General features: G+C 54.8%; 12 protein-coding genes and 4 tRNA genes. 6 read left to right on the forward strand and 10 right to left on the reverse strand.

All coding sequences use genetic code 11. From position 1 onward, the window contains the following. Positions 1-299 precede the first annotated feature (299 nt). From rplA to HZS80_RS11085, 10 genes are all read right to left on the reverse strand, one after another. Complete coding sequence (gene rplA, locus HZS80_RS11040; protein ID WP_007112016.1) at positions 300-992, reverse strand: 50S ribosomal protein L1; 693 nt, start codon at positions 990-992, stop codon at positions 300-302. Positions 993-994: 2 nt separating this feature from the next. After that, positions 995-1,426, reverse strand: coding sequence for a 50S ribosomal protein L11 (rplK, locus tag HZS80_RS11045; RefSeq protein WP_007112017.1), 432 nt, complete (start codon positions 1,424-1,426; stop codon positions 995-997). 112 nt (positions 1,427-1,538) lie between these two features. Continuing rightward, a complete protein-coding gene (gene nusG, locus HZS80_RS11050; RefSeq protein WP_008959178.1) occupies positions 1,539-2,072 on the reverse strand; it encodes a transcription termination/antitermination protein NusG in 534 nt (177 codons plus the stop codon). Between the two features lie 8 nt (positions 2,073-2,080). Continuing rightward, entirely contained in the window at positions 2,081-2,464 is a 384-nt protein-coding gene (gene secE / locus HZS80_RS11055; RefSeq protein WP_035564017.1) for a preprotein translocase subunit SecE, read from the reverse strand. A gap of 73 nt (positions 2,465-2,537) precedes the next feature. Further along, positions 2,538-2,613 (reverse strand) — tRNA-Trp (locus tag HZS80_RS11060). A gap of 199 nt (positions 2,614-2,812) precedes the next feature. Further along, a tRNA-Thr gene (locus HZS80_RS11065) sits at positions 2,813-2,887 on the reverse strand. Between the two features lie 13 nt (positions 2,888-2,900). Then, positions 2,901-2,974: transfer RNA gene (locus tag HZS80_RS11070), tRNA-Gly, on the reverse strand. Between the two features lie 135 nt (positions 2,975-3,109). Beyond that, positions 3,110-3,193 (reverse strand) — tRNA-Tyr (locus HZS80_RS11075). Positions 3,194-3,344: 151 nt separating this feature from the next. Beyond that, positions 3,345-4,184 carry a type III pantothenate kinase gene (locus HZS80_RS11080; protein ID WP_008959180.1) on the reverse strand — a complete coding sequence of 280 codons (840 nt, stop codon included), beginning with the start codon at positions 4,182-4,184 and terminating at the stop codon, positions 3,345-3,347. After that, positions 4,181-5,176 carry a biotin--[acetyl-CoA-carboxylase] ligase gene (locus tag HZS80_RS11085; RefSeq protein WP_179916095.1) on the reverse strand — a complete coding sequence of 332 codons (996 nt, stop codon included), beginning with the start codon at positions 5,174-5,176 and terminating at the stop codon, positions 4,181-4,183. The genes HZS80_RS11080 and HZS80_RS11085 overlap by 4 nt, the downstream gene beginning before the upstream one ends. A 235-nt stretch (positions 5,177-5,411) precedes the next feature. Here HZS80_RS11085 and typA point away from each other — a divergent pair, with 235 nt between their 5' ends. The 6 genes from typA (at position 5,412) to HZS80_RS11115 (ending at position 12,941) form a co-directional block, all read left to right on the forward strand. Continuing rightward, positions 5,412-7,262, forward strand: a complete 1,851-nt coding sequence (gene typA, locus HZS80_RS11090; protein WP_179916096.1) for a translational GTPase TypA — start codon at positions 5,412-5,414, stop codon at positions 7,260-7,262. A 272-nt stretch (positions 7,263-7,534) separates the two neighbouring features. Continuing rightward, positions 7,535-8,980, forward strand: a complete 1,446-nt coding sequence (locus tag HZS80_RS11095; protein ID WP_179916097.1) for a sodium-dependent transporter — start codon at positions 7,535-7,537, stop codon at positions 8,978-8,980. A gap of 49 nt (positions 8,981-9,029) precedes the next feature. Then, positions 9,030-9,800, forward strand: a complete 771-nt coding sequence (locus HZS80_RS11100) for an ABC transporter ATP-binding protein (protein WP_179916098.1) — start codon at positions 9,030-9,032, stop codon at positions 9,798-9,800. 75 nt (positions 9,801-9,875) lie between these two features. Then, on the forward strand, positions 9,876-10,595 hold the full coding sequence (locus HZS80_RS11105) for an ABC transporter ATP-binding protein (RefSeq protein WP_179916099.1): 720 nt from the start codon (positions 9,876-9,878) through the stop codon (positions 10,593-10,595). Positions 10,596-10,611: 16 nt separating this feature from the next. Beyond that, on the forward strand, positions 10,612-11,616 hold the full coding sequence (locus HZS80_RS11110) for a branched-chain amino acid ABC transporter permease (RefSeq protein WP_179916100.1): 1,005 nt from the start codon (positions 10,612-10,614) through the stop codon (positions 11,614-11,616). Further along, positions 11,616-12,941, forward strand: coding sequence for a branched-chain amino acid ABC transporter permease (locus tag HZS80_RS11115; protein WP_179916101.1), 1,326 nt, complete (start codon positions 11,616-11,618; stop codon positions 12,939-12,941). The genes HZS80_RS11110 and HZS80_RS11115 overlap by 1 nt, the downstream gene beginning before the upstream one ends. The last annotated feature ends 29 nt before the right edge of the window (positions 12,942-12,970 follow it).

Raw genomic sequence — 12,970 nt, forward strand, 5'->3', positions numbered from 1 at the left:
CCAAGAAGGTTCCGGTGGTTACCATCTCTTTCCGCTCTTAATTGCAAAAAAATTGCAATGCGGAAAGCCTTGGGGATGGTGCTCACCAGAAAGCTTTCAAGCTTAACCAACTGGCGGCCACACCATCTGCGCAGGCGCTTATGAGGCAATTAAGCCGCCCCTGTATATACAAAATGCTAAGTGTACATACTAAGCGCGGCACCTGCGGTCTTTGACGATGCCCCGGCCAGTGTTAATAACCAAACGGGGGACCGCAAAGTTCTTGCTCGGTTCCTACAAAAAAACCAACGATTACTCGCTTATGCGAAAGCAGAGTGATCGATTGTTAAACCCGGGCCCATGGTAGTGGACAGAGTCATTTTTTTGAAGTAAATGCCTTTAGACGCGCTCGGCTTGAGGCGCTTAAGGTCAGCAACGAGGGCTTCCAGGTTACCGTTAATCGCTGCCACGTCAAAATCCACTTTACCCAGGGTAGTGTGGATAATGCCGTTTTTGTCAGTACGGAAACGCACTTGGCCCGCTTTGGCATTTTTAACCGCTGTCGCCACATCAGGCGTTACGGTGCCAACTTTCGGGTTTGGCATCAGGCCACGCGGACCTAGGATCTGGCCCAACTGACCAACAACACGCATAGCATCTGGCGAAGCGATAACGACGTCAAAATCCATCACGCCTTTTTTCACTTGCTCAGCCAAGTCGTCCATACCCACGATGTCGGCACCGGCTTCTTTAGCGGCATCGGCATTGGCGCCCTGGGTAAAGACCGCAACGCGTACATCTTTACCCGTACCGTTAGGCATGACGGTAGCGCCACGCACAACCTGGTCAGATTTACGCGGGTCAACGCCAAGGTTGATAGCAACATCAACTGACTCCTTGAATTTAACCGTAGACAGCTCGGAGAGCAGCGCTACCGCTTCTTCAATAGAGTAGGCTTTGGTGGCGTCTACTTTTTCGCGAATAATTTTCGCACGCTTAGATAGTTTAGCCATGATCAGAGACCCTCCACGTTTAGGCCCATGCTGCGAGCACTGCCAGCAATGGTGCGCACAGCGGCATCAAGATTCGCAGCCGTTAAATCAGGCTCTTTCGTTTTGGCGATCTCTTCGAGCTGTTCACGCGTCACGGTGCCGACTTTCTTCTTGTTCGGCTCACCAGAACCGGACTTGATACCAGCAGCTTTCTTCAGCAGCACGGCAGCAGGCGGTGTCTTGGTGACGAACGTGAAGCTACGGTCTGAGTAGACAGTGATCACGACTGGCGTCGGCAGGCCCGGCTCAATTTCTTGAGTCGCGGCGTTGAACGCCTTACAGAATTCCATGATGTTCACGCCGTGCTGACCCAGTGCTGGGCCTACCGGCGGGCTTGGATTGGCTTTACCTGCAGCAACCTGCAGTTTGATATAAGCCTGTACTTTCTTGGCCATCGTTTATGCTCCAATTGGGTAGTAACGCCCGAAGGCTCCCCGGTACCAACGAAACAACTACTTAGTTATTTCGCACGAATCAAATACGCTTAGTCTTTCTCAACCTGCGAACTTATTCTTTCTCAACCTGAGAGAATTCTAACTCAACAGGTGTAGAGCGCCCAAAGATCAGCACGCTGACATGCAGGCGACTCTTTTCATAATTAACTTCTTCGACGACGCCGTTAAAATCAGCAAACGGCCCGTCAACAACACGCACCGACTGGCCCGGCTCAAACATTGTTTTGGGCCGTGGCTTGTCGGTGCCATCTTTAACACGCAGCAAAATAGCGTCTGCTTCGCGTGATGTAATCGGTGCTGGCTTCTCTTTTGTTCCACCGATAAAGCCCATAACACGTGGCGTCTCGTTGACGAGGTGCCATGTCTCATCGGCCATTTCCATCTCGACCAATACATAGCCAGGATAGAACTTACGCTCACTCTTGCGACGCTTGCCGTCACGCATTTCGACGACTTCTTCGGTCGGCACCAGAATTTCGCCGAAGCGATCTTCCATACCGTACATTTTCACACGCTCGATCAGTGAACGCATGACATGCTTTTCAAAGCCAGAATAAGCGTGAACGACGTACCAACGTTTGGACATGAAAGCTCCTAACCAATGACGCCGGACATCGCCCAGCCAAGAAGAGTGTCGATCAACCACAGCATTAGCCCCACCACCAAAACGGCCACTAGCACAATGGCAGTGGTCTGAATGGTTTCGGCACGGGTCGGCCATACAACGCGCTGAATCTCTTTCTTGGCGCTTCTGGCAAGCTCTACTAAATCACGACCCTTGGTAGTGGTTAGCGCGATCAAACCCGCAATCACACACAACACCACTACGCCAAGCACGCGGTAGAGCAGGCCAATATCGGCGAAATAGGTATTACCAACAACAGCAATGACAAGCAGCGCTACGACCGCCGCCCACTTGAGCCCGTCATGGCGCGTCTGTTGCACCTCGGCGCCATGTTTTACAGAACCAGGCTTCATAAAAACGAGACTCCTCAGGGTGCGGCGAACGATAAAAGAATTTTGGAAAAAGACATACCAACCTGGGGAAGGTTGGCAGGCCAGGAGGGAATCGAACCCCCAACCTGCGGTTTTGGAGACCGCTGCTCTGCCAATTGAGCTACTGGCCTGTATCGTCGTACTGATTTTTTTACAACAACTACACTACATCTATCGATAAGCGTCTTTTTCAATCGCCTATACAACAGCGGGCGCCATGGTAGCGAAGAAAGCCACTTCTGACAACCCCTTCTTTACGCTTAGGCATGCTACAACCCCACCTAAACGCAGAGACAAAAAAAGCGAGCTTCGCTCGCTTTATCTGCAATATGGAGCTCATGGACGGAATTGAACCGTCGACCTCACCCTTACCAAGGGTGTGCTCTACCCCTGAGCTACATGAGCTAAACACATCAACTGGAGCGGGCGGCGGGAATCGAACCCGCACCATCAGCTTGGAAGGCTGAGGTTCTACCGTTGAACTACGCCCGCAGAACCTGTCTTGAATGACAATCCGCTACGCGCCGCCTTATAGCCCCTTACCTTCTACCAAGCTATAAATCGTAGACAATGCCCGCTATCGGCTTTTCATTCAGCTGCACCGATTAAATCGCTGCGGCTTAATTCTGGTGGAGAGAGAAGGATTCGAACCTTCGAAGCTTTCGCGGCAGATTTACAGTCTGCTCCCTTTGGCCACTCGGGAATCTCTCCAATGTGGCGGCACATTATGCCAGCCTTCAAAAATGTGTCAAGTTTGGTAATCGTCTTAGCTATTAAAAGCTTAGCTAACCCATACTTTCAACATTAATGCCTTCTACATAGCAAGACGCTTACGCCTCGCCTTCGAACGCGCTGCATTCTGTCAAAGCAGCATTGAGAATGCAAGTCCCGCACGAATCTTTTCTAGCGACACAGGCTCCGGCACTCGCGGCGCGCCTGACATTTTGCCTGCACGCTCAGCAAAGGTCATTGGAAAACAGGCCTCTAAACCACCATAAACCATGTCAGGCCACACCGCATGAGGCACTTGCACCCCCCGCGAGACAACCCGGGCATCGCCACCGGTTAATAGCATCGGCAGCGCCACGCCTTGCTGATCACAGACTTCACTATAGATGCGATTAATCGCGCTGACGGCCGCCATGTAGATACCATGATTGACGGCATCAACTGTACGCCGCCCTGGCTCTAGCAATTCATCCGCCTCGCTTTCTGGGTCGATGGCCACATTGCGGGTGCCTAGCTTCAAGCTCTCTTTCATCAGGCGCAGCCCTGGGATAATAAAGCCGCCAAGATGGCTACCGCCCGGCAATACAAAGTCGATAGTAATGGCACTGCCACAATCCACCGCACAGCAACCGCCTGCTAACTGATAGCCCGCCAGCGCTCCCATCCACCGATCAACGCCTAAACGCCCTGGCTCCTCATAGCCGTTGACGACCCCCAGCGCTTCATGAGTTGAGTGTGCCACGTGCACATGACGCACCCGGCGACGCAGTAAAGCAACCGTCTCTTCCAGCACGGCCGCCCTGGCCACGCTTGAAATACGCACGGCCTCCACTACATCAAGATCCGGGATGTCAGCCCCTGGTCGCCACTCTTCACGGGTCCATACCGCCCCGCGCGATCGTATCTCGCTACTCTCGGCATCCTTGAGCCGCCATTTTGACAGCGTGTTGCCGATATCAAGGTCCAGAATCATAAACGCCTGCGTACGCTGATCTCACCGCCGGCTAGGCGTCGCGAGTGACCATTTTCGGTAACCCAAAGGTTACCACTCTTATCTACTTCCCCGGCGATGGCATCGCTGGTCTGCTGCCCTTGGATCACCCGAATAGGCAGTCCTGCATAAGCATGACGTTGATTCCACTCATCCTGCCAGGCGCTAAAGCCAACACGCTCAAAGTCAGCCAGCATCGCCAATAGACCAGCTACGACATCGGAGGCCAACTGATTACGCGAGATACCCGGCAACCGCTCGAAAAGCGCCGCAACCGGCTGTTCGATCGCGGCTCGCTGAGCAGCAGGCAGCCACAGATTCATGCCCATGCCGATCACTACCTCGCAGGGACCTGCCGCGTCCCCGGTGACTTCAATCAGAATACCGGCCAGCTTGCCAAGCTCGTCGCTGGCATCATCGCCCTGTTCGGAGAGCAAGATATCGTTGGGCCATTTTAACTTGGGCACCACGCCATGCTGCTCTAGCACCTGAGCCACTACAACCCCGACGGCCAAACTCAGGCCTTCAAGCACCGCGATGCCAGATTCAAAGCGCCAGCCTAACGAGAGCATTAAACTCTGCCCCCAAGGCGTCGACCAGACACGCCCGCGTCGCCCACGCCCTGCCGTTTGCAGTTCAACCAAGCACACTTCGCCATGCCCCGCGCCCTGCTCAAAGCGCTGACGCAAATATTCATTGCTGGAAGGTAACTGATCTTCAACAAACAGGCGTGCAAGGTAATGACGTGTCTGAGCAGGTAAACGCTCGACGATTTTGGCGCCCTCCAGTGGCTCCAACCGCTGTGCTAGCCGATAGCCACGCCCTTTAACGGCGACTAGCTCAACGCCCAGCGCCTCCAGTTTTTTTAACTGCTTCCACACCGCAGCACGAGAAATACCCAGCGTTTCACCCAGCTGCTCGCCAGAGTGAACCTCGCCATCGCTTAACAAACGCATCAGGTTGCCGATGGTCATGCTCCTGCCCCAATGGGAAAAGCGCTATTCTAGCGGATGGAGGTTCGCTGCGAAAACTTTCCTGGGGGCGACCAAGGTCGATAAGCGCTCCAGTAATATCAGAGAAGCCTTTGACATGGTAGAATAGCCATTGGACGCAAGCCCTGAGCCAAGATGGTCGGCAAATTGCCAGCCCTTGCGACCCGCATTTTCCGACCCGTGGACAAACGGGTGTTCACAAGAGTTCTCTCTCAGCATGCAAAACCAGCAAAACTCCAGCGCGGTTAATAACCTGCGCAACGTCGCGATCATAGCCCACGTTGACCATGGTAAAACCACTCTGGTCGACAAACTCCTGAGCCAGTCCGGCACCCTTGACCGTAAAGCAGAAGGTCAAGAGCGCGTTATGGACTCGAACGATCAGGAAAAAGAACGTGGTATTACCATTTTGGCCAAGAATACGGCCATTCAATGGCAAGACAGCCACGGTAACGGCTACCACATCAACATTGTGGATACGCCTGGGCACGCCGATTTCGGTGGTGAAGTTGAGCGCGTCATGTCGATGGTTGATTCGGTCCTACTTCTTGTAGACGCCGTTGATGGCCCGATGCCGCAAACTCGCTTTGTGACGCAAAAAGCCTTCGCCCAAGGCCTCAAGCCGATTGTGGTGGTCAACAAAATTGACCGTCCCGGCGCGCGCCCTGACTGGGTGATCGACCAGATTTTTGATCTGTTCGACAATCTAGGCGCGACTGACGAACAGCTCGATTTCCCGATCATTTACTGCTCTGCCTTGAACGGCATTGCCGGTATGGATCCTGAAGAGCTGGCCGACAACATGGACCCCATGTTCCAGGCGATCGTCGACATCGTTGAGCCGCCCAAGGTTGAACTTAACGGCCCCTTCCAGATGCAGATCTCCGCACTGGATTACAACAGCTACGTGGGCGTTATCGGCCTGGGCCGCATCAAGCGCGGTGCGGTGAAACCGAACCAACAGGTTTCGATCATCGGCGTTGACGGTAATGTACGTAAGGGCAAAATCGGCCAGGTCATGACCCATATGGGTCTTGAGCGTGTACAGACCAACGAAGCCACCGCGGGCGATATCGTCTGCGTTACCGGCATCGATGATCTGTCAATTTCTGACACCCTGTGCGATCCCGCTAACGTGCAGGCGCTGCCACCGCTCTCCGTTGATGAGCCGACCGTCTCGATGACCTTCCAGGTCAACGATTCACCGTTCGCCGGCAAAGACGGCAAGTTTGTGACCAGCCGTAATATCAAGGATCGCCTTGAACAAGAGCTGATTCACAACGTGGCGCTGCGCGTTGAAGAGGGCGAAACCCCTGAGAAGTTCAAAGTATCTGGCCGTGGCGAACTGCACCTTTCGGTGTTGATCGAAACCATGCGTCGTGAAGGCTTTGAGCTGGCGGTAGGCCGCCCAGAAGTTATCATCAAAGAGATTGACGGTGAGAAGCAGGAGCCTTACGAAGAAGTCATCATCGACTGTGAAGAGCAGCACCAAGGCTCGATCATGGAAGAGCTGGGCTACCGTAAAGGTGAGATGACCAACATGCTGCCGGACGGTAAGGGACGGGTTCGCCTGGACTTCATCATTCCTGCCCGCGGCTTGATTGGTTTCCGTGGCCAGTTTTTAACCCTGACCTCTGGCACCGGCATTCTGACCAGCCGTTTTGATCACTACGGCCCGCTGAAGCCTGAAGCCTCTATTGAGCGTCGTAATGGCGTATTGGTCTCAATGGTGGACGGTAAGGCCCTTGCCTACGCACTGTATGCACTGCAAGAGCGCGGCAAGCTGATTATTGATCACGCCACAGAAGTTTACGAAGGCATGCTGATCGGTATCAACAACCGCGCAAACGACATGGTGGTTAACCCCACTAAAGGCAAGAAGCTCGATAACATGCGCTCCACCGGTAACGATGAGAACATCGTGTTAACCCCGCCGGTTAAGTTCTCCCTGGAGCAGGCAATCGAGTTCCTCGACTCCGACGAACTCGTCGAAGTCACGCCTGTGCATATCCGCCTGCGTAAAAAGCTGTTGAAAGAGACCGAGCGTAAGCGTTTTAGCAAAAAGTAATATCGCTTAAAGCAGTTAGCTGTCGAAAAACCCGCGCAAGCGGGTTTTTTTATGTCGATTCGCCACTCATCGAACACTCGTTTAACACTGTCAGCAGCTTGCCAAGCAGCCCACTAAACGCAGCCTAAACGTTACGGTGCTGGAAAGGCGGCGCGTTCTATCGCACAGTAACGCTAAATTCAGCACGCCCAGGGCACGCTGGCATCACTATCTTCATACAAGTGTTTGGATACCTATCCCCATCCTGACACCCAAACACGGACACTCTTACCATGAGCGGTCAAAACGTCTGGACGCACAAAGGCACCTTTCTTCTCGCCGCCGTTGGCTCCGCCGTCGGCCTAGGCAATCTGTGGCGATTCCCTTACCTCACCGGTGAAAATGGCGGCGGTGCCTTTATTTTGATTTATGCGCTGACCATTTTCGCGGTTGGTATTCCCATTCTCATTGCTGAGATCATGTTGGGGCGTAACAGTCGACAAAGCCCAATTATGGGCATGCGACATCTCACTAAAACCCATGGTACCTCGCGGGCCTGGGAAACGATCGGCTGGTTGGGTGCCGCTTCGGCGTTTTTAATTTTAAGCTTCTATTCGGTGATTGCCGGCTGGGCGATCCACTACACCGGGCTAATGCTGACCGGTTCTCTGGTGGGAGCTGATGCACAAACCATCAGCGATGGCTTCGATGCCCTTTTAGCGGCGCCCGGCCTAATGACGCTCTATCACACTATTTTCATTGCAGCGTCGGCGTTGATTGTCGGTATGGGGATTCATAAAGGCATCGAATCAGGCCTGCGCATTATGATGCCAGCGCTGTTTGTGATTCTGCTGGTGGTGCTGGCCTACGGCGTGGTGAATGGCGATATAGGCGCCGCCGCCAGCTTCCTGTTCACCTTTAATATCGCCGACCTCAGCCTTGAGGGCTGGCTGCAGGCCATGGGTCAGTCATTCTTCACCCTTAGCCTGGGGATGGGTGCGATTATGGCCTACGGTGCCTATATGCCCAGCGATGTGTCGCTGACGCGCACCGCCTTTGCCGTCGCTATTGTCGATACCGCCGTGGCGATGGTCGCTGGCCTGGCCATTTTTTCCCTGGTATTTGGCGCTGGTTTGGAAACCGGCCAGGGTCCTGGACTGATGTTTGTCACCCTGCCGCTGGCATTTGCCGAGATGCCGTTTGGCGCGTTGGTCGGTGGGGTGTTCTTTATTCTGGTGCTCGGCGCCGCTATCAGCTCCTCTATTTCGCTGATCGAGCCTGTCGCGGCGTTCCTGGTGGAGCGCTTTGACATAACCCGGCCACAGGCGGTTACGATCATGGTCATCGCCGCCTGGGCAATGGGCCTGTTGACCGTGGTTAGCTTCAACATTTGGGCCGAGGGGACGATATTCCATAGCCTATTTGGGCGCAGTGCGTTTGAGTTTATCGAGCTACTCACCAATATCTTTATGCCGGTGGGCGGTCTGCTGATAGCGCTGTTTGCCGGCTGGGCGCTAACCCAAAGTGAAGTGATGAAAGAACTGGGCAGCAGCGTCACCTGGTTTAAGCTATGGCGTTTTCTGGTGCGCTTTGTGGCGCCTGCTGCGGTGGCCTTTGTGTTTTTACGCACCATTCCTCAGGTGGATGGCTATTTGATCCCCACCCTCGGTGCGCTGCTCATGATTGGGGCCTTTGCAGCCAGCCAGCGTTGGCTAAAAAAACCACGACAAACAACTTAATAACAGTGCGCAGGCGGCTTTTCAGCCGCCTGTATCGCGTGGAGACACCATGAACCCTCTTATTGATGTACAGCGAGTCAACAAAGCGTTCGGCGGCCTGCAGGTAATTAACGACTGCTCCATTCAAGTGGAGAAGGGTTCCATTACCGGCATGATCGGCCCTAACGGCGCAGGCAAATCTACCCTGTTTAATCTGATTGCCGGCGCTTTAGCCCCGGATAGCGGCCGCGTTCTGCTCGATGGTGAAGACATTACCGCGCTTAGTGCCGACCAGCGTTTCCACAAAGGCCTGCTGCGTACCTTCCAGATTGCCCACGAGTTCAGCCAGATGAGCGCGCTGGAGAACCTCATGATGGTGCCACCCAAACAGGCGGGAGAAAGCCTTTTTAGCGCTTGGTTAAAGCCAGACATAGTGCGCCAAGAAGAAGCCGAGGTGCGCCGCCGCGCGCTGGAGGTGATTGATTTCGTCGGCCTGCACCACGTGCGTAATGAGCTAGCGGGCAACTTGTCCGGCGGCCAGAAGAAGCTGCTGGAGCTTGGCCGCACCATGATGACCAACGCCAAGGTAGTGCTACTTGATGAGATCGCCGCCGGGGTAAACCGCACCCTGCTGGGTGATTTGATCGGCAATATTGAGCGGCTCAACCGCGAAATGGGTTACACCTTCCTGGTCATTGAGCACGATATGGAGATGATTGCCCGCCTTTGCGACCCGGTTATCGTGCTGGCTCAGGGCAGCGTGATGGTGGAGGGGCATATCAACGACATCCAGAATAATCCTGAGGTCATTGAGGCCTACTTCGGTACAGATGCCGCTTAAACGTGACGTTTTCTCCCATTAGCCAATTAATATAATGATGTCGCTGCCAAGCGACCTTGCTGGAATACTTTGCTTATGCCATCAACAACCAGGCCATTAATCGACGCACGCGATGTGCACGGCGGCTATGGCGGCATGAATATCCTTAACGGGATAAACATGACGCTGGAAGCCGATGAGGTCGGTGTGATCGTCGGCCCTAACGGGGCGGGTAAATCCACCATGCTGAAAGCGGTCTTTGGCCTGCTGCATGTTAATCAGGGCGAGATACTGCTTAACGGCCAGCCCATCCAAAACCTGCCGCCTAACCAGCTGGTGCAGCGCGGCATGGGCTTCGTGCCCCAGGAAAAGAACGTTTTCCCCAGCCTTTCGGTGCAGGAAAACCTCGAAATGGGCGCTTTTCTAAAGCCGCAAAACGTCAAGCGCATGCTCGCTCAGATCTATGAGTTTTTCCCTCCGCTGTATGAGAAGCGCCGCCAGCCTGCCGGTGAGCTTTCCGGCGGACAGCGCCAGATGGTCGCCATGGGGCGCGCCTTGATGGCCGAGCCCAGCCTGCTGTTGCTGGACGAACCCACCGCGGGGCTGTCGCCGCTGTATATGAATGAGATTTTCGACCGCGTCAAACAGATCAACGCCGCTGGCGTGGGCATTTTGATGGTAGAACAGAACGCCAAGCAGGCACTCGCGATCGCCGATAAAGGCTTTGTGCTGGCCGCCGGCCAGAACCGTTTTACCGACACAGGGGCCGCTCTGCTCGCCGACCCCGATGTGGCCAAAAGCTTTTTGGGCGGCTAGCCCTGGGGACAATAACGTGAATGAACTGGTTTTTTTCATCAATAATGTGGTGATTTCGGGCAGTGTAAGCGGCTCAATTTATGCCATCGGGGCCATTGGGGTAACGCTGATTTTCAGCATTATGCGCTTTGCCCACTTTGCCCACGCCGACATGATGACCTTCGGCGCCTTTATGGTGCTGCTGCTCACCACAGCGTTCCCGGCGGCAGGCGCCAGCCTGGGCGTACCCACCGCCGTGCTAATGCTGCCGCTGGCGATGCTGCTCACCGCCTCCTTGGCTGTAGGTATCGATAAAATCTTCTACAAGCCGCTGCGTGCCCACGGGGTCAAGCCGATTGTGTTGGTGATTGGCTCGCTGGGGGTCACGTTGATCCTACAAGGCTTGATCCGCCTCTTTTCCGGCACCGGCGGGCAGAGTTTATATGTCGACGACCGTAAAGAGATCTTCCGCCTTGCGCTGCCCTTCGAGGGTGCCCGTGCACCGATTGTGGTGACCGAACCGCAGATTTATCTGTTCGTGATCACTATCGTTGCGGTCGTCGCACTACACCTTTTCCTTAACCGTTCGCGGTTAGGCAAGGCTATGCGCGCCATGTCGGATAACCCTGAACTCGCCCAGGCATCGGGTATTAATACCAATACCATCGTGGCGGTGACCTGGATGATTGCGGGAGCTTTAGCCGCAATTGCCGGAACGCTGCTCTCCCTGGATGTCACCTTCAAGCCCGATTTGAGCTTCTTCCTGCTGCTGCCTATCTTTGCCGCCGCCATTGTCGGCGGTGTTGGCCACCCTTATGGCGCGATTGCCGGGGGTTTTGTGGTCGGTTTCGCCGAAACCTTGGCAGTGTTTAACTGGAACGTGCTGTTGCGCCCTTTCAGCGATAGCCTGCCCGCCTGGCTGGAGCTGCCATCAAACCTCGCCTTTGTGGGCACCGAGTATAAAATCGTGGTGCCATTTTTCATTCTGGTAGCCATTCTGGTGTGGCGTCCCACCGGACTCTTTAAGGGCAAGGTGATCTAATGAGCAACTCAGAAAAAACCCGCAACCCTGCCTACACCCCCCAAGAGGCCGCGCCTGGTCGTCGCTTCCCGCTGCGCGAGCTAATTCTGTTTGGTGTGCTGCTGGTGGCTATTTTAGCGGTTTACGCCATCATGGGCGCCGCCTATAGCACACGCATGCTGGTCGAGGCCGCCTGCTACGCCATTCTGGCGCTGGGGTTAACGATTCAATGGGGCTACGCGGGGCAGTTTAACGCTGGTGTGATGGGCTTTGTTGCTCTGGGCGGCTTCTGCGCAATGTTCTTTAGCGTGCCGGTCAATGATGCCTTCTGGGGCACGGCGCTACCCGGTGAATTTGGCCGCGTATTGCTGTATGGCGCAGCCGCTATTGTATTGATTGTTGGCGCCAGCAAGCTGGATCGACTGGGCGTACCCAAGCCCCTGCGTACGTTTATCACCGTGGTGTTGGGTCTCGTGCTTTACCTGGTGGTGATTAGCCAGCTGCGCGAAGTCACTGATGCGATTGAAAACCAGGCAGGCTTTGTCGGTGGGCTTGGCTTACCGCCCTGGATCGGCTGGATTGTTGGTGGCGCCTTAGCAGGTGGCGTGGGCTACTTTATTGGTCATATCTGTTTAGGCTTACGCAGTGACTATCTGGCCATTGCTACCCTGGGCATTGCCGAAATCATCAAGGCGTTTTTGAAGAACTCTGATTGGCTGACCCGCGGCACCGCAACGGTGTCACCGCTCCCATGGCCAACGCCGGGACCTGCCGAGCTGGGGTTTACCCTCTCCCGGGCTATCTACCTTTCGTTTACCGCGGTGATCATTGCGGTGATCTTCTTTCTGCTCAATCGCGCCTACAACGCCCCCTGGGGACGAATGATTCGGGCAATTCGCGATAACGAAGTTTCCGCTGCGGCAATGGGTAAGGATATCAACAAACGGCGTCTGGAAATCTTCGTGCTGGGCTGCATTCTGATGGGCTTGGGCGGCGGCATCCTGGGCACCTTCAACAGCCTCTTCGACCCACAGGGCTATCTGCCGCTCAACCATACCTTCCTGGTGCTGGTAATGGTGATACTGGGTGGGCCGGGCAATAACCTGGGCACTATTTTCGGCGCCGTAGCGGTGTATATTATCTGGATTATGTCTGAACCTTTGGCGCTGTTTTTAATGCAGTTAGCCGTCGCGTTTGGCGAAGGGGCTTTCGGTTGGGATGCTCCCAGCAATATGGATAGCCGCGCCCTGCAGGCACGGGTGCTGGTGATTGGTTTGCTGATCACGATGGTGCTGCGCTTTGCGCCCAAAGGGCTACTACCCGAGAAGATCAAAAGCCACGGCTGATGGCCTCAACTGATGACTCATAAAAAATG

Origin of the sequence: Vreelandella glaciei, from assembly GCF_013415125.1 — a bacterium.
In the GTDB taxonomy this organism is placed as follows: Bacteria; Pseudomonadota; Gammaproteobacteria; order Pseudomonadales; family Halomonadaceae; genus Vreelandella; species Vreelandella glaciei.